The 20,080-nt window shown below is 30.8% G+C and carries 13 protein-coding genes; 7 read left to right on the top strand and 6 right to left on the bottom strand.

Translation table 11 applies throughout. The features are described 5' to 3' along the window. The 3 genes from ABNT61_RS05185 to ABNT61_RS05175 are packed head-to-tail and all read left to right on the top strand — an operon-like array spanning position 1 to position 1,978. Positions 1–762, top strand: a complete 762-nt coding sequence (locus tag ABNT61_RS05185) for a YHYH protein (protein ID WP_348745124.1) — start codon at positions 1–3, stop codon at positions 760–762. Further along, positions 763–1,332 carry a hypothetical protein gene (locus ABNT61_RS05180; protein ID WP_348745123.1) on the top strand — a complete coding sequence of 190 codons (570 nt, stop codon included), beginning with the start codon at positions 763–765 and terminating at the stop codon, positions 1,330–1,332. Beyond that, positions 1,316–1,978, top strand: a complete 663-nt coding sequence (locus ABNT61_RS05175; RefSeq protein WP_348745122.1) for an SCO family protein — start codon at positions 1,316–1,318, stop codon at positions 1,976–1,978. The genes ABNT61_RS05180 and ABNT61_RS05175 overlap by 17 nt, the downstream gene beginning before the upstream one ends. Here ABNT61_RS05175 and murB read toward each other — a convergent pair. Both murB and ABNT61_RS05165 read right to left on the bottom strand, forming a co-directional pair. Continuing rightward, positions 1,975–2,985 carry a UDP-N-acetylmuramate dehydrogenase gene (gene murB / locus ABNT61_RS05170; protein WP_348745121.1) on the bottom strand — a complete coding sequence of 337 codons (1,011 nt, stop codon included), beginning with the start codon at positions 2,983–2,985 and terminating at the stop codon, positions 1,975–1,977. The two genes, ABNT61_RS05175 and murB, sit on opposite strands and share 4 nt — an antisense overlap. Before the next feature lies 1 nt (position 2,986). Next, positions 2,987–4,177: a pyridoxal phosphate-dependent aminotransferase gene (locus tag ABNT61_RS05165; protein WP_348745120.1), complete on the bottom strand. Its 1,191-nt coding sequence runs from the start codon at positions 4,175–4,177 to the stop codon at positions 2,987–2,989. Between the two features lie 164 nt (positions 4,178–4,341). Here ABNT61_RS05165 and ABNT61_RS05160 point away from each other — a divergent pair, with 164 nt between their 5' ends. Continuing rightward, positions 4,342–5,688, top strand: coding sequence for an aspartyl protease family protein (locus tag ABNT61_RS05160; RefSeq protein ID WP_412766940.1), 1,347 nt, complete (start codon positions 4,342–4,344; stop codon positions 5,686–5,688). 51 nt (positions 5,689–5,739) lie between these two features. Here ABNT61_RS05160 and ABNT61_RS05155 read toward each other — a convergent pair whose 3' ends face one another. Then, positions 5,740–6,126: a DUF1573 domain-containing protein gene (locus ABNT61_RS05155; protein ID WP_348713802.1), complete on the bottom strand. Its 387-nt coding sequence runs from the start codon at positions 6,124–6,126 to the stop codon at positions 5,740–5,742. 196 nt (positions 6,127–6,322) lie between these two features. Between ABNT61_RS05155 and ABNT61_RS05150 the strand changes: the two genes are divergently transcribed. Further along, positions 6,323–8,959 (top strand): valine--tRNA ligase, encoded by a 2,637-nt coding sequence (locus ABNT61_RS05150; protein WP_348745118.1) that lies wholly within the window; start codon positions 6,323–6,325, stop codon positions 8,957–8,959. 106 nt (positions 8,960–9,065) lie between these two features. Here ABNT61_RS05150 and ABNT61_RS05145 read toward each other — a convergent pair whose 3' ends face one another. Both ABNT61_RS05145 and ABNT61_RS05140 read right to left on the bottom strand, forming a co-directional pair. Further along, a complete protein-coding gene (locus ABNT61_RS05145; protein WP_348745117.1) occupies positions 9,066–9,848 on the bottom strand; it encodes a class I SAM-dependent methyltransferase in 783 nt (260 codons plus the stop codon). Positions 9,849–9,857: 9 nt separating this feature from the next. After that, positions 9,858–12,851, bottom strand: coding sequence for a DUF2723 domain-containing protein (locus tag ABNT61_RS05140; RefSeq protein WP_348745116.1), 2,994 nt, complete (start codon positions 12,849–12,851; stop codon positions 9,858–9,860). A 310-nt stretch (positions 12,852–13,161) separates the two neighbouring features. On the opposite strand from ABNT61_RS05140, the gene ABNT61_RS05135 reads away from it, so the two are divergent. Together ABNT61_RS05135 and ABNT61_RS05130 are read left to right on the top strand one after the other, a co-directional pair. Continuing rightward, the gene (locus ABNT61_RS05135; protein ID WP_348745115.1) at positions 13,162–17,364 is read left to right on the top strand and encodes a T9SS type A sorting domain-containing protein; all 4,203 of its coding nucleotides are present in this window, start codon (positions 13,162–13,164) and stop codon (positions 17,362–17,364) included. A 65-nt stretch (positions 17,365–17,429) separates the two neighbouring features. Next, positions 17,430–18,440 (top strand): hypothetical protein, encoded by a 1,011-nt coding sequence (locus tag ABNT61_RS05130; protein WP_348745114.1) that lies wholly within the window; start codon positions 17,430–17,432, stop codon positions 18,438–18,440. A gap of 13 nt (positions 18,441–18,453) precedes the next feature. Here ABNT61_RS05130 and ABNT61_RS05125 read toward each other — a convergent pair whose 3' ends face one another. Beyond that, complete coding sequence (locus tag ABNT61_RS05125; protein ID WP_348745113.1) at positions 18,454–19,998, bottom strand: hypothetical protein; 1,545 nt, start codon at positions 19,996–19,998, stop codon at positions 18,454–18,456. Positions 19,999–20,080: the final 82 nt, after the last annotated feature.

Raw genomic sequence — 20,080 nt, 5'->3', positions numbered from 1 at the left:
ATGAAAAACGTGAAAATTTTGATGTTAGCTTTTATAGTTTTATCTGCCTGCTCATCGGACAATGATAGTAGTGGAAGTACGGAAACACCAGTAGATGATACATCTTATAATATTACTTCGATATTATCTAAATTTGATAATGTTTCGGGAGTGTCCTATGCGATAAATGGTGATTTTGTTGAAATCACAACCGATAATTTACCAGATCACGGAAGTCCTTACTGGGGAACAAACCATCCTATGTATGAAGCTTATAATGGATCTAATCCAAACTGGAATTTGAATCCAAATACAATTGGTACTCAAAACATAGTTTTTAGAATTCCATTAAGACCAAGTGAAGCTAGTAATAAAGAAGCAACAAGTTTAGGACCAATGGGAGTTTCGGTTAATGGAGTTGTATTTTATAATCAATATGCTGGGCCGAATAACCAACCGTTAACAAACGAAATTAATTCTTTTGATCAATATTTAGGTCATCCAGATGGAGGAAGCAGATATCATTATCATATTGAGCCATTATACTTAACAAGTGGAATTGGAAAATCAGCATTTTTAGGATTATTAGCAGATGGTTTTCCAGTATATGGTCCTGAAGAAAATGGAGTAACAATTACGAGTTCAGATTTAGACGATTATCATGGTCATGTTGGAGAAACTCCAGAATTCCCGAATGGAATTTATCATTATCATGTTACTGCTGATGCTCCTTATATTAATGGAAACGGATTTTACGGTACACCAGGAAATATTTCTCAATAAATGTTTAAAACACTTTTTTCATTCCTATTATTAACATTGCTGTTTTCTTGCACAAAAGAAACAGAAATTAAACAAATTGTGAAATACAACGAGGAAGATTTTAAGTTAAAACAAGGCGTATTGTTTTACGGTAATCTTCCTCTTACTGGTAAACTTATAAGGAATAATAAGACATCAAGATTGCAAAGTGAGGTTGATTATAAAAAAGGAAAAAAGGAAGGAGAAGAGATTGTAAAATATGCAGATGGTAAGCTTTATGAACAGCGGTTTTATGAAAATGGTATAAAAACAGGCATACACAAAGGCTGGTGGACTAATGGAAATTTAAGGTTTGAATATCATTTTAATAATGAAGGTGAATATAACGGCGAAGTTAAGGAGTGGTATACGAATGGCCAGTTAATGAAGTATTTTCATTTTATAAATGGAAAAGAGGAAGGAAGCCAAAAAATGTGGCAATCAAACGGGAAAATTAGAGCTAATTATGTGGCAAAAAACGGAGATCGTTTTGGATTAATTGGTTTAAAGAAATGTTATTCAGTAAATATTATAGATGAAAAAATTAAATAACACACTTGTTGTTTTTTTGAGTTCTACATTTTTCTTTTTCAGTTGTAAAAAGAAAGAAGAAGTAGATAAAACTATTACATTACCGTTTTTTAATTCAGCTTTAATGACTCCAGAATGGATCGCGCAGGATACAGAAGAGTATCGGAAAATTCATAAAGTAGCAAAGTTTCAGCTTACAAATCAAGAAGGAAAATTGATTACAAATAAAGCCTATAATGGCAAAATTTACGTTGCAGATTTCTTTTTCGTAACCTGTCCTGGTATTTGTCCCGTTTTGGAAAAAAATATGAGTATACTTCAAGAAAAGTATATGAAAGATGATGAGGTGTTTTTATTATCTCATACGGTTATGCCAACCAAAGATTCAGTTCCAGTATTAAAACAATATGCTGTTGAAAATGATATCCATTCAGAAAAATGGAATTTAGTTACAGGTGACAAAAAAGAGTTATATGATTTAGCAAGAACATCTTATTTTGCTGATGAGGATTTTGTGAAAACTCAAGATGAAGATGCTTTTATTCATACAGAAAATTTTGTTTTAGTAGATAAACAAGGGAGAATAAGAGGTGTTTATAACGGAACTATAAAATTGGAAATTCAACGATTAATTCGTCATATTGATATGCTAAAGAAAGAGGGTTAAGCAATTACGTTAACCTCAATTTCTAGATCAATTTTAAAATTTTCTTTAATAGTTTGTTGAATCTTTTGAGCAAGTTTGAAAATTTCTTCACCACTAGCGTCACCATAATTCACAAGAACAAGAGCTTGTTTTTCGTGAACTCCATAATCACCAAAACGTTTTCCTTTAAACCCGCTTTGTTCAATTAACCAACCTGCAGGAACTTTAATTTCACTATCAGATACTGGATAACTCGGAATTGTTGGGTATTTACTCTTAAGCTCATTAAAAAGCTCGATAGAAATTACTGGGTTTTTAAAGAAACTTCCACTATTTCCTATTTCTTTTGGATCTGGTAACTTAGATTGTCTAATTGCGATAACAGCATTAGAAACATCTTTAATCGTGGGATTAGTAATATTTTGATCAGTCAATTCTTTTTCGATAGCCCCGTAAGAAGTATTTAGATTATGGTTGTGCTTCGATAATTCAAAACATACTGAGGTAATTATGTATTTCCCTTTAGCATCATTCTTAAAAATAGAATTCCTATAACCAAAAGCACAATCTTCATTTGAAAATGAAACCAATTTATTAGTTGCAATTTCTATAGCTTCAACTTTGGTAATAGTGTCTTTAACTTCCACACCGTAGGCTCCAATGTTTTGAATAGGACAAGTACCCACATTACCAGGGATTAAAGATAAGTTTTCAATTCCTCCATATCCTTGTTCAATTGCCCATAACACAAAATCGTGCCAGTTTTCACCAGCATTTACAGTTAAATGTACAGAATTATCATGCTCTCTGTCGATGGAAATTCCTTTTATGTTAAGGTGAACTACAAGATTCTTAATGTCTTTTGTAAGTAGCATATTACTACCTCCAGAAAGTAAGAATAAATCTTTTTCTTGCTTTAAAAGTTCTTGTAATTCGTAAACTGAACCGATAGAAATAAAACGTTCGGCATTAACATCAATGCCAAACGTATTATATTTCTTAAGTGATATGTTTTCTTGAATATTCAAATTATTGATTGTATCGCTCTAAAGCTAATTTTAATATTTCAACAGAACGCTTTAAGTCTTTTTCATTTAAAACGTAAGCAATTCGAACTTGGTTTTTACCTTCTCCAGGAGTAGAATAGAAACCACTTGCAGGAGCAACCATTACTGTTTCGTTATTGTCATGGAATTTTTCTAAAATCCATTGTGCAAAATCATCAGAATCTTTTACTGGTAATTCAGCAACACAATAAAAAGCTCCTTTAGGATTAGCTACTTTAACACCATCGATTTTCTTTAATTCGTTGATTAAAGTATTTCTACGCTCAACATATTCTCCAATTACATCGTCAAAATAGCTTTGAGGAGTGTCTAACGCAGCTTCACTTGCAATTAATGCATACGTTGGTGGGCTTAAACGTGCTTGTGCAAATTTAATAGCAGTTTGAATGAATTCTTCATTCTTAGATACAATACATCCGATTCTCGCACCACACATACTATAACGTTTAGAAACAGAATCAATCATAATTGCATTTTGTTCTAAACCATCTTCTTTCATTACAGAATGATGTTCAGCTCCGTCATAAGCAAATTCGCGATATACTTCGTCAGCAATTAAAAATAAATCGTGCTTTAAAACGATTTGCTTTAATTTTTCAATTTCTTCTTTACTATATAAGTAACCAGTTGGATTACCTGGGTTACAGATTAAAATAGCCTTAGTTTTTGGCGTAATTAACTTTTCAAAATCTTCAATTTTAGGTAAAGCAAAGTTATCATCAATAGAAGAGATAACTGGTACTACTTTTACCCCAGAAGCAATTGAAAATCCATTATAATTTGCATAGAATGGTTCAGGAATAATAATTTCATCTCCTGGGTCAGTAATACTACCAATAGTAAAAAGTAAAGCTTCCGAACCACCAGTGGTAGCTATAATATCGTTAGCTGTTACATTGATGTTATTTTTTGCGTAGTAGTTAGAAAGTTTCTCTCTATATACTTCAGATCCTTCAGAGCGAGCATAAGATAATACTTCAATGTCATTATTCTTAACAGCATCTAATGCTACTTGTGGAGTTTTAATATCTGGTTGTCCGATATTTAAATGAAAAACTTTAATACCGTTTTTCTTAGCGTTTTCTGCATAAGGCACCAATTTTCTAATAGGTGACTGAGGCATTGATTTACCTTTAGATGAAATTGCAGGCATTCCTTTGTTTTTTTAGTTGTTTTAAGTAGGCAAATTTGCAAAATTATATTGATTTGAAATAGTATTTACCTACAAAAACTAACCTGATACCTAAAGAAATGGTTAAAACTATCTTAAAAAAAAATAAGTTCACAGATAAGATTGTATATTGTTATAAACGTAAAGTGCATAATTTGAGAAAACCATTACTATCCCTTTTATTTCTTTTTATAATTTTTAATGTACGTTCCCAATCTAAGTTTCAGTTTTATGGGAATGAAGATGTTAGGCAGAAAATTAAATTCACTTTAATTAATAATCTAATAATACTACCTGTACAAATTAACGGTAAAGAGTTGAATTTTATATTAGATACTGGAGTAAATAAAACCATTCTTTTTAATTTAAGCAAGAACGACAGTTTAGGATTAAACAATGTAGAGAAAATTCAACTAAAAGGATTAGGAGATGGTGAACCTGTGGATGCTTTACTTTCTAGAAATAATCGTTTTAGAGTTAAGGATTTGGTAAATCCTAACGAAGATTTATATGTAATTTTAAGAGATAATTTCAATATGTCGGCCAAAATGGGAATGACGATTCATGGCATTATTGGTTTTGATTTACTTAAAAGTTTAATCGTCAAGATTGATTATAGCACAAAATATATCACATTTTATAATCCTAAAAAATATAAACTCAAGAAGTGTGGAAGATGCGAAGAGTTTAGACTAGAATTTTACAGAAATAAACCATACATCAATACTTATGCACAATTAGATACAGTTGGAGATAAAAAAATAAAAACCAAATTGCTTATTGATTCTGGTGGAAGCGATGCTTTATGGTTTTTTGAAGGTACTCATGAAGATATAAATACACCTAAGAAGTATTTTAGAGATGTTTTAGGAGAAGGGTTAAGTGGAACTATTTATGGAAATAGAAGTAAAATTCCAAGTTTTCAAATAGGGAGATATACGGTGGAAAATCCAACGGTATCTTTTTTAGATACAACTTCAACTGCAAATGCCAGACAATTTAAATTAAGAAATGGAAGTATCGGAGGAAATATTCTCAAGCGATTCAAAGTTTGGTTTGATTATGGAAATAGAAGAGTAATCTTTAAAAAGAATGGATCATTAAAAAGAGGGTTCTATTATAACATGAGTGGATTGTCTGTGATTTATGATGGTCAAGAATTAGTTAAAGAAAGTTCTGAAAATATTGTAGCCGATACTTATGGTTCTGGAGGGGTGTCAGATAACAAGACAATTTCATTTGTTACGAGTTATTTCTATCGTTTTAAACCAGCCTACAAAATTAGTAATGTATTAAAAGGATCACCTTCCGATTTAGTAGGTATTGAAGTTGATGATGTAATTAAAAGAATAAATGGAAGTCCGGCGTATACATATACTCTAAACCAGATAAATTCACTATTTCACGAAAGACCTGATAAGAGAATTACATTAGAAATCGAGAGAGCAGGTCAACGATATAAGTTTAAATTTAGACTTAAAAAGAGAATTTAAAGCATAAAAAAAGAGCCAATAGGCTCTTTTTTTATTGTCTATTCTTAAAGATTATGACTTTCCGTTAGCGTCACCACCTTTAGTAATGTATCCTTTGATCTTTAACATTTTTCTCTCTTGCTTAGCATTAGAGTAAATTGTAATTGCTTTAGAGAATCCTCCTAATCTTTTAGTATCATAAGAAACTTCAATCTGTCCTTTTTCACCTGGCATAATTGGCTTCTCTGGTTTACTTGGTACAGTACAACCACAAGTTGATTTAATGTCTTTTATGATTAATGGAGCATCTCCTACGTTTGTAAACTCAAAAACTCTTTTTCCTTCTGATCCTTGAGTAATTTTTCCGTAATTAATTAATTCGCTTTCAAATTTAAATTCTTGAGCGTTAACAGCTAAAGTTAAAAAGCAAATTGCGATGAATGATAAAATTGTTTTCATAATTCTGATAATTGTTTTAGGGATTTCCTACTATGTTACAAATCTAATATAAATTTTTAGTTATAAAAAATCAACTACTAATTTTATAACGTCATAGATAGTTGTATTTTTGTCAACTATATTCCAAAAATGATGCCAAAAATCATTTTAAGGGATAAACATAACCTAATAACAATTAAAATATTAAGTACGTCAAATGGGTATTCCATCTAAATACAATGCAAGCGAAGTAGAAGGTAAATGGTACGATTACTGGATGAAGCATAACTATTTTCATTCAGAAGTTGATGAAAGAGAACCATACACAATTGTAATACCGCCACCAAACGTCACTGGAGTCTTGCACATGGGACACATGCTAAACAATACAATTCAAGATGTATTGATTAGAAGAGCGCGTTTACTTGGTAAAAATGCTTGTTGGGTACCTGGTACAGATCATGCTTCTATTGCAACAGAAGCAAAAGTTGTAGCAAAGTTAAAGGAAGAAGGAATTAATAAGAATGATCTTACAAGAGAGGAATTCTTGAGTCATGCTTTCGAATGGAAAGATAAGTACGGAGGAATAATTTTAGAGCAGCTAAAAAAATTAGGTGCTTCTTGTGATTGGGAGCGTACTAAGTTTACCATGGATGATGATATGAGTGAAGCGGTAATTAAAGTTTTTGTCGATTTATATAACAAAGGTTTGATTTATCGTGGATACAGAATGGTAAACTGGGATCCAGAAGCGAAAACTACACTTTCTGATGAAGAGGTAATTTATGAAGAACGTCAAGGTAACTTGTATTATTTACAGTATGATATTGTTGGTTCTGATGAAAAGGTAACTATTGCAACTACACGTCCTGAAACAATTTTAGGTGATACCGCAATCTGTATCAATCCTGAGGATGAAAGATATTCTCATTTAAAAGGAAAAAAAGCGATTGTTCCATTATGTAATCGCGAAATTCCTATTATCGAGGATGAATATGTAGACTTAGAATTTGGTACTGGATGTTTAAAGGTAACTCCTGCGCACGATGAAAATGATAAAGTTTTAGGAGATAAGCACAAATTAGAGGTAATCGATATTTTTAACGAGGATGCTACTTTAAATTCTTTCGGATTACACTATCAAGGAAAAGATCGTTTCGTAGTTCGTAAAGAAATTTCAAAAGAATTAGAAGAAAAAGGATACCTAGTAAAAACTGAGCAACACACTAATAAAGTTGGAACTTCAGAAAGAACAAAAGCTGTAATTGAACCAAGGTTATCAGATCAATGGTTCTTAAAAATGGAAGATTTAGCAAAACCTGCTTTAGAATCTGTTCTTGGAGAAGGTAGAGATGTGAAGTTATATCCGCGTAAATTCGAAAATACATACCGTCATTGGATGGAAAATATCCGTGATTGGAATATTTCTCGTCAATTATGGTGGGGACAACAAATACCGGCTTTTTACTTCGGTGATGGTAAAGAAGATTTTGTTGTTGCTGAAACAAAAGAAGAGGCGTTAAAATTAGCGTGGAAAAAAACTAACGACTATGAAATCACAGCTGAAGATTTAAGACAAGATCCAGATGTATTAGATACTTGGTTTTCTTCTTGGTTATGGCCAATGTCTGTTTTTGATGGAATTAGAAATCCAGAAAACGAAGAAATTAAATACTATTATCCAACAAATGATCTAGTTACAGGTCCAGATATTTTATTCTTCTGGGTGGCACGTATGATTATTGCCGGATACGAATATAAAGATGCTCGTCCGTTTGAGAATGTTTATTTAACAGGATTAGTTCGTGATAAGCAACGTCGTAAAATGAGTAAGTCTTTAGGAAACTCACCTGATGCATTAAAGTTGATAGATGATTATGGAGCGGATGGAGTTCGTGTAGGATTATTATTGAGTTCGGCAGCAGGAAACGATTTATTATTTGACGAAGCGCTTTGTGATCAAGGAAAGAAATTCGGAAATAAAGTTTGGAGTGCATTTTATTTGACGACACTTTGGGAAGTTTCTGAAGATATTGCGCAACCAGCACATAGTAAATTAGCTATTGAATGGTATAAAGCAAAGTTTCAGCAAACTTTAGTTGAAATAGAAGATCACTATAGTAAGTATAGATTGAGCGATGCTTTAATGGCGATGTATAAGTTGATTTATGATGATTTCTGCGGATTCTTCTTAGAAGTAGTAAAGCCAGCTTATCAGCAGCCAATCGATAAGAAAACATATGATGAAATAATTGCAATATTTGAAGATAACCTAAGAATATTACATCCTTTCATGCCTTTTATTACTGAGGAAATATGGCAATCAATCTCAGAGAGATCTAAAGAGGAAGCTTTAATTGTTGCAAAATATCCAGCTCAGACTTCATTTGATGAAGAGTTAATTAAGAACATGGATTTTGCTTCAGAAGTTATTTCAGGAGTTCGTACCGTACGTAAAGAAAAGAATATTGCAAATAAAGATGCAATTGATATTTCTGTTATCAATAACGAGAAATCAACTGATTCTTTTGATGAGGTAATTAAGAAGTTAGTTAACGCTTCTCAAATAAATTATGTTGAGGAGAAAATTGATGGAGCTTCGTTTAGAGTAAAATCTAATGAATACTTTATTCCAATTGCTGTTGATAGCATTAATGTAGAAGAGGAAATAAAGAAGATTACGGAAGAATTAAACTATACTGAAGGATTCTTAAAATCGGTTCAAAAGAAGCTAGCAAATGAGCGTTTTGTGAATAATGCGCCAGATCAAGTTGTAGCTAATGAACGAAAGAAAGAAGCTGATGCTGTAGCTAAAATTGAAACATTAAAGGCAAGTTTGGCAAATTTAAAGTAAAGTAATTTTGTATAAATAATATTGAAAGCGTTCCAATACAGGAGCGCTTTTTTTATCTGAGTTTATTTCAGATGATAAACTTCTTTTAGATTATCTCGATAAATCTTTACTTTTTTAATTCGCAGAAAAAGTCTAATGTATTTTCATCACATTCTTCAGTAAGAAAATAGCTATTTTCATTAATGTGAGTTATAATTCCCGAGTGCTTTTTAAATAAGTTTGTTCTATTGAATCTATTTAGTATTTCATAAGGGAGCTTTAAAACAAACCTAGGAGCTCTTTTTTCTAATTTTAAAATATCCCATTTTAAAATTTTTGACACTGATTTTTTATTCTCTTCGTAGTATTCCATGGCAACGTCAGTCCCAGTGATACCATTTATTTTAGCGTCTTTAAAAATACTAGAACTAAGATTTTTTAATTCCGTAAAGGTATACTCTCTATAATGCCAAGGATTTCTACTTACCGAACGATTAGCGTTAGGTGTTGTTAAGAATAAGGTTCCGTTTGGTTTTAAAACTCGATAGATTTCATTTAAAAAGTGTCTATCATTTTTAATATGCTCAATTACTTGAAATGCTATCACAAAATCTTGACTATTAGATTCTATTTTTGACAGAGGAGGAACTCTTTGCTGTATAACATTTGCGTTTGGAAACTTGTTTTTAAGTCGTTGTATTGCATATTTTGATTTATCTACAGCGGAAATATTTAATGAATCATTTGCTGAGACTAAAATATCTAAACCATAACCTTCTCCAGGTCCAATTTCTAGAATGCTACCGTGTACTTTAGCTTTAATTAATTCATACGCTTTTCTAGTTCGCTGAAATAATGGACTATCGGATGATATATGAGAAGAAGTTACCTCGGTTGAGTAAAAAAACATAAAGAATAATTAATAAGGCCAGTTTCTCTTTTTCCAAATATCTAATCGCTTTTGAATCGCTTTTAAATCTTTAGTTTTACCTTCAAAATAATTCGCGTCAAAAGGTTTTATTTGACTAATCATTTGAGCATATATTTTAAAGAGATAATTTGCGTGTCTTACATTTATAATTGGGTTAGGAGGATTAAATGAAGTAATCCATCTTAGTTCATTTTCAATATTGTTAATGGAAGTTCGACAAATGCTTTCACCTTTTTTAGTTTTGTTAATTCTATAATATAGCTTACCTAAGGCAAATGAAAACTCACCATAAAGAACTTTATCGTTGGGAAAATGTTTTTCCGTAAACTCTATTACTTTTGTTGCTTTTTCAATTTTTCCTTCTTCCAGTAACGCTTGAGCTAGGAAATAGTATTGTCTTCTTAATACTGTCTTGGAAAGACCAATAGCTTCATCTGTTACTTTCGTGTTGATGTCATCGAGTTTCTTGAAACTAGATTTTTCAATTAAACTTTTATAAGATTTACTTGTGTTTACAATTTTAGGATTTTCATTGCTATTAGCAACTGTAGGAATAAGTTGATTTACTAATCCTTTTTGAACTAAATATTTATCTAATCCAACAGTATGAACATTTTTACCCATTTCTGTAAAACAAATAGGTCTTGATTCAATATTGTTAGCAATAATGTCTAAAACTGCAATGTCATTTTTTCTGTAAATATCTTTTTTATATTCCCAGCGTAACGTATCTACTTGTATTGTTTTTCTAGATAGTGATGCTAAATCAGAACCAAAATTAGATTTAGAATTATCAATTGGTAAAACTAGTTTTTCAGTAGGAAAGAAGGTTAGTTTTTTGTCCAGATATTTTATTCTATTATTTGTGTTTTCTAGAAAAGTAGAAATCTTTTTAATATTTAAAAACTGATTGGTAACTTTATTATAAGTGATTTCGTTAGTTATAGGTTGCGAAATAAACGTATCAGATAAAGATATTTTAATAGGTTCAGAAGAATTCATTTTTAATTTTAGCTTCTCTGTATACCAATCTAATAAAAGTTGGTCATAATTGATGACTCTAATATCAGTCCGATAATTTTCTACTTCTTGTAAATACCATAAAGGGAAGGTTATGTTATCTCCGTTTGTAAATAGTATGGCTTGTTCAGGACAAGAGTCTAAATAGGTTTTAGCTATTTGATAAGCAAAATTATCATTAGAACGATTTTGATTATCTAACCCTTTAGCAAATAACTGAAAAGGTGATGCTAGAAAGGCAATAAGTGATGTAATTATAACTCTAGTTGAATTTTTCTTTACAAATTTTAGAGAGTTAAAAATTCCGATAACAGATAAACCAATCCAAATCGCAAAGAAAATAAATGATGCTGCAAAAATATAATCTCGTTCTCTAATCATTAAACTTTGAGGAACAGGATTTACGTATAAGGTTATGCCAATTCCAAATGTTAGAAAAAGTAAAATAGAGGTATAGAAAAAGAGTTTATTTTTTCTAAGAAGAAATAGTCCCCATAACCCCATAAAAAATGGAATAAAATAAAAGGCATTTCTACTATTTTTTTTCTTATAATATTCTGGTATGTACTTACTGTCGCCAACATAAGTTCGGTCCACAAAATTTAGTCCAGAAATCCAATTCCCTTTTTTTATAGCTCCAGTTGCTTTCAGGTCATTTTGTTTTCCAATGAAATTATGATAAAGGTATCGCAAGTATAACCAATTCGCTTGATAATTGTAGAAAAATGAAAAGTTCTCCAAAAAAGTAGGTTTAGAAATTTTAACCTCTTGGCCTTTAATAGATGTAGTTATTGGTTTTCCTTTAATAGTAGCCCAAGTTCTGTAGCCTTCTTGATTTAGGCCTCCTTTATGAAAGACTCGTGGAAAAAACATGCTAAAACGATCATCATAATTTGGTATTTCAAACTTCGGATCGTTTATAACAACATATTTTTTTTCCGACTTACTGTATTTATATTCAGGTTTTCCATCGATGTAAGGTTCTCTAGCATCTAATGGCGCGTTAAATGAAGTTCCTTTTAATAATGGAATTTTATTTACTCCAAATTGTTTTGCTTGGATATAAGATAAAAGTTCAGATGCTGTATTCGCACTGTTTGATATTGGTGTATTAGCTTGAGATCTTATTATAGGTAATAAAAAACTACTACAACCAAGCGCAAAGAATAAAAAGCATAGACTTATATAATGTACAATGATTCTTCTTTTGTAATAAGTAAAAATTACAATTAGAATTGATATAGCTAATAGAAATACAAGAGTATATAAGGCTCCGTTGTTTACTGAAAAATTAAATGAATTAACAGTCCAAAAATCAATAGCTGCACAAAGTTTTATGATTCCTTGAAATACAAAGTTTAGAAGGAAAAAGAATAAAAATAATCCTGAAAATAATGCTATTCCAATGTGCTTGAGTGTAAAACCGAATTTTTTATGTGTAAAAATTAATGCTAAAGGAATAACAACTGCTATATTAATAAGGTGAACTCCAACTGAAATTCCTAATAAAAGAAATATCAAAAGGATGTATTTAACTTCCTTATTCGCATTTAATGAACTATGCCATTTGAATCCTATCCAAACGATTAACGTTAAGAGAAAAAAAGAAAAGGTATAGACTTCTGTTTCAGTTGATGCTGTCCAAAAACTATTACAAAATGCAAATGATAAAGCACCAACAATACCAGCAGTTATAGAAATTTTTTTATCTAAATTTTCTTGAATAAGCTCTGAGCTAAAGTGATAAGTAATTTTATAAATAAAAGGGATGGTAAGAGCACCAAAAAATGATGATATCAAATTAGATACCAACGCTGGCTTCATAAAGAAGAAGATTCCTAATACTACATTTGAAAGTATAGTATAAAATGGAGCTCCAGCTGGATGTGTAATTTGTAACTTATAATTTGAGGCAATAAATTCTGGACTATCCCAAAAGGTAATACCCTCTGGTATACACAATAAATATGTTAAAAATGATATACCGAAAAGCGTCGAGGAAATAATGTAGTTGGTTCGTTTCACTGGGGTCAAATATAAAATAATTAGTCAAAGGGAAATTGATAAAACAGGAAAAGTTAAAAAAATCATAGGGGATTTAAATGTTTATCTGTTGTTATTATGTATGCATATAAAAACAGAGGAGACAAATAGGGTATTTCAAGGTTAAATGGTTGTTTGCTAGTTTGTTATTTGTATATTAAAAACTTAAAATTATGTTAACAATTTTATCAAAAAAGTGTAAATTTGGAGCAACTAAACTAATAGAAAAATGAGATTTTCCCTACAACTACTATTAGGAGTAATGGCTATGCTACTTACTTCTATATCTTCATTTGCACAAACTTTAAATGAAACTTCAGGAACAGGATCAGGAGTAAGTATTACTACCGGAGATAACAATACCATGTACGGTGATAGTACTGGTTCATTTCTAACATCTACCAGTAGAGTAGTATTACTCGGTTATCAAGCAGGACGGTCCATAAATTCTACTCAGGCTAATGAAAACGTTTTTATTGGTTACCAAGCAGGATATTCTAATACAACTGGTTTTGATAATATATTCATTGGAGGAGAATCAGGTAGGTCAAATATTAATGGAGGAGATAATACTTTTATTGGTATGGAATCCGGAGAGTTTAATACAACGGGTTATGATAATACTTTTGTAGGAGAAGAATCAGGATCTTTAAATACTACAGGTTATGAGAATGTATTTATTGGAGAGGATGCAGGTTTTTCTAACATATCAGGATATAAAAATACCTTCGTTGGAAATGAAGCAGGATATAGTAGTAGATACGGATATAGAAATACGGGTATTGGAGATGAAGCCTTGGCAGATGTTGGAAATTATGGAAGTGTGGGAAACCCTGATGGAGGAGATCATAATACAGCCTTAGGAGATTCTGCGGGAATTGATGTAGGTAGAGGACGCTGGAATGTTATGGTTGGTGCAGCTTCTGGTGTGGCTACGGAACATGCTGATTACAATACCTTCGTTGGAGGAATGTCAGGTTGGGATAATAACCGTACCAATAGTACTACAAATGCCAATAGAAACACCTATGTTGGGTTCCAGGCAGGTTTTACCAACAGAGAAGGACAAGATAATGTAGGTATGGGAGCATTTTCTGATTTTGATAATACGAATAGAAGTAGAACTACATTTTTTGGAGCAGACATTAGAGTGTCTAATAATGATGTAATTGCCATGGGATATAATATGTTTGTTGATGGTCAATATTCAGTTACTATTGGAGAAAGTAGTGATACGAGAGCTCTTGGTACAGTTGCCATTGGTTATGACTTTGCTATTCCTTCTGCAGCTCAATATTCTGTAGCTTTAGGATACCAAGCTGATGTAAATGAAGATCATTCGTTAGCTATTGGTAGAGAGGCAACAGTTAATAATAATTATGGTATGGCTATCGGTTATCAATCGCAAGTAAGTGCAGATTATTCCGTAGCAATCGGTTATCAAGCAACTACAACAGTTGCGAATACAATGTTACTAGGAGGTTCCGTACAACCATTAAGTGTTGGTGTGGGTACAAACTCACCAAATACTAAAGCTTCATTAGATTTAGCGGATACTAATAAAGGTTTTAAAGTTAATAGCTTAACTAATGCTCAACGAAGTGGTTTAGGATTAACGGTAACTGAAGAAGGAATGATGGTGTATGACAATGAAGATGATAAATTGTACGTTTGGACAGGTTCTGCTTGGGTGGATAACTCTTCTCAAAACGTGGATACAGATAATCAAACTATCGATACGTTTTCTTTAGCTACGAATACATTGAGTTTGTCTTTACAGGATGATGGTGAAGCCGCAAAAACTGTCGATTTATCAGGGTTTTTAGATAATACAGATTCTCAAACAATCTCATTAGCAACAAATACATTAAGTATTTCAGGAAGTACATCTACAGTTGATTTATCAGGTTATTTAGATAACACAGATGATCAAAAGATTGATGCCTTTTCATTAGCAACGAATACCTTAAGTTTATCTTTAGAAGGAGATGGTGAAGCTGCAAAAACTGTTGATTTATCAGGATATTTAGATAACACAGATGATCAAAAGATTGACGCTTTCTCACTAGCAACTAATACGCTAAGTTTATCTTTAGAAGGAGATGGTGAAGCTGCAAAAACAGTTGACTTATCAGGATATTTAGATAATACAGATAATCAGGATTTATCATTATCCGGAAGTAATATTTTAAGTTTAACAAATGATGCAACATCAGTTGATTTATCGGGATATTTAGATAATACGGATGATCAAAAGATTGATGCCTTTTCATTAGCAACAAATACATTAAGCTTATCGTTAGAAGGAGATGGAGAAGCTGCAAAAACTGTAGACTTATCAGGATATTTAGATAATACTGATGCTCAGTCAATTTCATTAGCAACAAATACATTAAGTATTTCAGGAAATGCTTCCACAGTTGATTTATCTGGATATTTAGATAACACAGATGATCAAAAGATCGATGCTTTCTCTTTGGCTACAAATACATTAAGTTTATCGTTAGAAGGAGATGGAGAAGCTGCAAAAACGGTTGATTTATCGGGTTATTTGGATAATACAGATAATCAAGATTTATCATTGTCAGCTAGTAATATTTTAAGCTTAACTAATGATGCTACATCAGTTGATTTATCGGGTTATTTAGATAACACAGATGATCAAAAGATTGATGCATTTTCATTAGCAACTAATACATTAAGTTTATCGTTAGAAGGAGACGGGGAAGCAGCGAAAACTGTAGACTTATCTGGATATTTAGATAATACTGATGCTCAGTCAATTTCATTATCTACAAATACATTAAGTATTTCAGGAAATGCTTCTACAGTCGATTTATCAGGGTATTTAGATAATACAGATAGCCAAGATTTATCATTAACAAGTAATACGTTAAGTCTAACTAATGATGCTACATCAGTTGATTTATCGGGTTATTTAGATAACACAGATGATCAAAAGATTGATGCATTTTCATTAGCAACAAATACATTAAGTTTATCGTTAGAAGGAGACGGAGAAGCAGCGAAAACTGTTGACTTATCAGGATATTTAGATAATACTGATGCTCAGTCAATTTCATTATCCACAAATACATTAAGTATTTCAGGAAATGCTTCTACAGTTGATTTATCAGGATACTTAGATAATACAGATAATCAGGATTTATCCTTATCAGGAAGTAATATTTTAAGTTTAACTAATGATGCTTCTACAGTTGATTTATCTGGGTATTTAGATAATACAGATGCACAAAACTTAACGTTTACTGGAACTAGCTTAAGTATTGCAAATGGAAATTCTGTTGACTTATCAAGTTTACAAGATGGTACAGGAACTGATAATCAAGATTTAGCTTTAACAGGAAATACTTTAAGCTTAACTAATGATGCTACTTCAGTTGATTTATCAGGGTATTTAGATAATACAGATGCTCAAGGAATTTCATTAGCGTCAAATACTTTAAGCATTTCAGGAAACGCATCAACAGTTGACTTATCAGGATATTTAGATAATACAGACGCACAGACCTTAACATTGTCTGGAAATAGTTTAACAATTGCTAATGGTAATACAATTGACTTATCAGGTGTAGGTGGAACAAATACAGATAATCAAGATTTAGCTTTAACAGGAAATACATTAAGTTTAACTAATGATGCTACATCAGTTGATTTATCAGGATATTTAGATAATACAGATGCACAAACATTAACTTTATCTGGTAACAGTTTAACAATTGCAAATGGTAATACAGTTGATTTATCAGGAGTTGGTGGAACAAATACAGATAATCAAGATTTAACATTATCAGGAAATACATTAAGTTTAACTAATGATGCAACGTCAGTTGATTTATCAGGATATTTAGATAATACAGATGCACAAACATTAACGTTATCTGGTAACAATTTATCAATTGCAAATGGTAATACAGTTGATTTATCAGCTTATGCAAACACAGATAGTCAAAGTTTAACTTCAGCTACATTATCAGGAACTACATTAACTGTAGCTATCGAAAATGGATCTTCTGTTAACGTTGATTTAGCACCATTATTAAGTGCACAACAAACGCAAATTAATGATTTATTATTAAGAGTTCAGAATATTGAGAACTGTGCTTGTAATGGTACCTTAAGTGCCGATGGAGGACTTTCAGCGAATAGAAATCAACCGATTTTATATCAAAATATTCCAAACCCATTTAACGGTACAACTTCTATTAAATACTACGTTCCTGAATCAATGGATAACGCGGCTATTGTATTTAGTAATACTTCTGGTCAAGTTATGGATACTGTGAACTTAGAGAAATTAGGAGAACAAGAAATATTCTTTAATAGCTCATCATTACCAGTTGGTGTTTATTTCTATACATTATATGTAAGAGGTCATAAAATAGCAACTAAGAAAATGATTATTGAATAAATCGAATTATATATAAAAATAACAAAGCTTCATCGTATATTGATGGAGCTTTGTTGTTTAATACTATGATGAAACTAAACGTAGATACTTTAAATACATTTCTGATCCTACTTTCTTTAGTAGTTGCTTATATTTTACCATTTGAGCTGTTTTTAATCTCTTATGCTATACTTGGTCCCTTGCATTATATTACAGAGATAAATTGGATTAAAAACAAGTCATATTTTGTGAATGAAAAATATTGGTTAACCTTATGCCTAATTTTAACTTTTATCGTTGTTGTTCCAGCGTTATTTGGTTTAAATTTTATTGAAGATAATCTTCCAGAATCTTGGGTTACTAGTATCGATTATGTCAGACCATACACGAATATGGCAATATTTTTATGTTTAGTAGGTGCATTTATTGCATTGCTGATTAAGAATAAACGATTACAACTAGTTTTTTTTCTCGTTTTCGGAATACTAAGCTACTTTTTAATTGATCAATCTTTGTTTAATTTGATCGTAGGAATTTTATTACCGACATTGATTCATGTGTATTTATTCACACTATTGTTTATGTGGTATGGTGTACTTAAGAAAGAATCAAAAGTTGGTGGGTTTAATGTTGTTTTATTATTATTAGTTCCTTTGATCATTTATCTTTTACCTTCTCAAGAGAATTGGAAGATAATTTCAGATTATGTCAAAAATACTTATGTAGAAAGTAGATTCTATCTTTTAAATGTATATGTATCTAAAACAATGGGATTGTCAGATGGTTCTAATTTCAACTTTACTGATGTAATTACTAGTAAAATTCAACTATTTATATCTTTCGCATATACATATCATTATTTGAATTGGTTTTCAAAAACAACAGTTATAGGTTGGCATAAAACGATAAACAAACAAAAGTTAATTATCCTTATAACTATTTGGATAATCTCTGTGGCATTGTATGCTTATAACTTTAAATTAGGTCTAATTTTATTACTGTTTTTAAGTTTTATGCATGTCTTTTTAGAATTTCCAATTAATGTTATTTCTATTAAGGAAATAATAAAACATTACAGTAATAAACTCATTGGCTGATTAGAGTTAAGTATTAAGATTTTAATTTAATGATTTCAGCTACGGGTTTGTTTTCTACTTTACTTTCTAACCAAGATAGTATATCTAGATAGAGGAAAGCTCTTTTCTCATATGGATGGTTTTCAAAAGCTTTTAATCGCTTATGAATATTTTGAAATTCCTTTTTAAATTGATGCGGATATAAATCACCTAAAGATCGAATTGATTCAATAAAAATTTTCTGTACTTCTTGAAGATTTTCCATTTTTAATAAGAACTTATAAGTCTCTTTAAACTGGCGTTCTAAATGATAATCTAAACCACATTCATAATGTGCAATTAGATTTAGTACTCTCGCAAAACATTGTAAATCTACACCTACATATAGCTTCTTAGCTTCAATAATTTTAGACAAATATTCAATACATTTTTTATTATTACCCATTCCAAAATACAAACAGGCAATTTTATAGTAAAACTGAACAATATGATGTTTGTCTAGTCTACTACTGTAAAGGTTAATTTTATCGTTGATTTCATCGATTAGATATTCTCCCTCTTTAAAAGATCCTTCAATAAAATGTTTATGCAATTTGTTCGCATACAAATACTGGAACATTAATATTTCTGTATTACTGTTTAAGGTAATTTTATGATCTATAATCTCTTGTTCGAATACATCTAACTCACGAATAAGTTCGTTTTTCTGTCTAGTAAAAAACAGTGATTCTAGTAGATAGTTTTTCCCTTTTAAATAGAAAACAGGATTAATTAACTTCATTTTAGGATAAGCCTCAAATAAGGTATTCCACTTACTAGCATACTTATAGCCATTTACAAAATCTTGAGTTAAAAAACATCTCCATAAATGAGCTTTGTATAACCAAAGTTTCTCTCTAAACCCTAATTTATGATAATCAAATTCAGGAAGTCTAGCATTAAAGTAGTCGTTTATTTTTTTGAGTTCGTCATCATTTCTAGCATATCCAGTCTTTAATAAAATTCCATATAACTGTAACGACAAGTTAGATAATTTACTTGTAATCACATTTTGCTGACTTAATCCTTTAGCTTGAACGGTTAATTCATCAGCTCGTGTGTCAATACTTCTTGTAATGTATTGACTTTCTATAATTTTCTCTAACTCAACAATTTCATAGGCGATATTTTTTTCTTCATTTTCAATCGCCATAGTTTTTGCTTTGTCCAACAATTTTAAGCTTTGTTTGTAAAGTCCTTTTTGATATAACACAGTAGCAAAATCAAGTTGTTCACGAATTTGAACGCGAATATTCTTATGGGCAGGATTCATACGTAAACTGATTAAAATCTGTTTGTATAAATGTGCCTTTAAATTTGAAAGTTGTTGCTTACTTACAATACCACTATTTATGATTGCTTTTTCATCGTACTTTTTCTGTTTTTCTAAAAATTTAAAAAGAGCATAAAATTTTGCTTCATTATTACCAACCAACCTACCAACATATAGGTTAAACTGTCTTTTTTCAGATTTGGTTAAAGACTGAATAAGTGCGAATAATGTATCTTGAAATTGATTAGCTCTTGTAAATTTATTCATTGTAAATACTTGTAAAACAGTTATTTAAAAATGATTTTAGTTGTTTTTGATATCGTAAATAGTGATTCAAAAAATAAGATTT

Origin of the sequence: Tenacibaculum sp. 190524A05c, from assembly GCF_964036595.1 — a bacterium.
GTDB classification, from domain to species: Bacteria; Bacteroidota; Bacteroidia; order Flavobacteriales; family Flavobacteriaceae; genus Polaribacter; species Polaribacter platacis.
Note: the sequence above shows the minus strand (reverse complement) of the source record. Positions and strands in the feature narration are given on the sequence as shown.

Bases quoted from the DNA above. Each gene is read 5' to 3' on its own strand.
- ABNT61_RS05185 (WP_348745124.1), top strand. From the start codon at position 1: ATGAAAAACGTGAAAATTTTGATGTTAGCTTTTATAGTTTTATCTGCC.
- ABNT61_RS05180 (WP_348745123.1), top strand. From the start codon at position 763: ATGTTTAAAACACTTTTTTCATTCCTATTATTAACATTGCTGTTTTCT.
- ABNT61_RS05175 (WP_348745122.1), top strand. From the start codon at position 1,316: ATGAAAAAATTAAATAACACACTTGTTGTTTTTTTGAGTTCTACATTT.
- ABNT61_RS05165 (WP_348745120.1), bottom strand. From the start codon at position 4,177: ATGCCTGCAATTTCATCTAAAGGTAAATCAATGCCTCAGTCACCTATT.
- ABNT61_RS05155 (WP_348713802.1), bottom strand. From the start codon at position 6,126: ATGAAAACAATTTTATCATTCATCGCAATTTGCTTTTTAACTTTAGCT.
- ABNT61_RS05150 (WP_348745118.1), top strand. From the start codon at position 6,323: ATGGGTATTCCATCTAAATACAATGCAAGCGAAGTAGAAGGTAAATGG.
- ABNT61_RS05145 (WP_348745117.1), bottom strand. From the start codon at position 9,848: ATGTTTTTTTACTCAACCGAGGTAACTTCTTCTCATATATCATCCGAT.
- ABNT61_RS05135 (WP_348745115.1), top strand. From the start codon at position 13,162: ATGAGATTTTCCCTACAACTACTATTAGGAGTAATGGCTATGCTACTT.
- ABNT61_RS05130 (WP_348745114.1), top strand. From the start codon at position 17,430: ATGATGAAACTAAACGTAGATACTTTAAATACATTTCTGATCCTACTT.
- ABNT61_RS05125 (WP_348745113.1), bottom strand. From the start codon at position 19,998: ATGAATAAATTTACAAGAGCTAATCAATTTCAAGATACATTATTCGCA.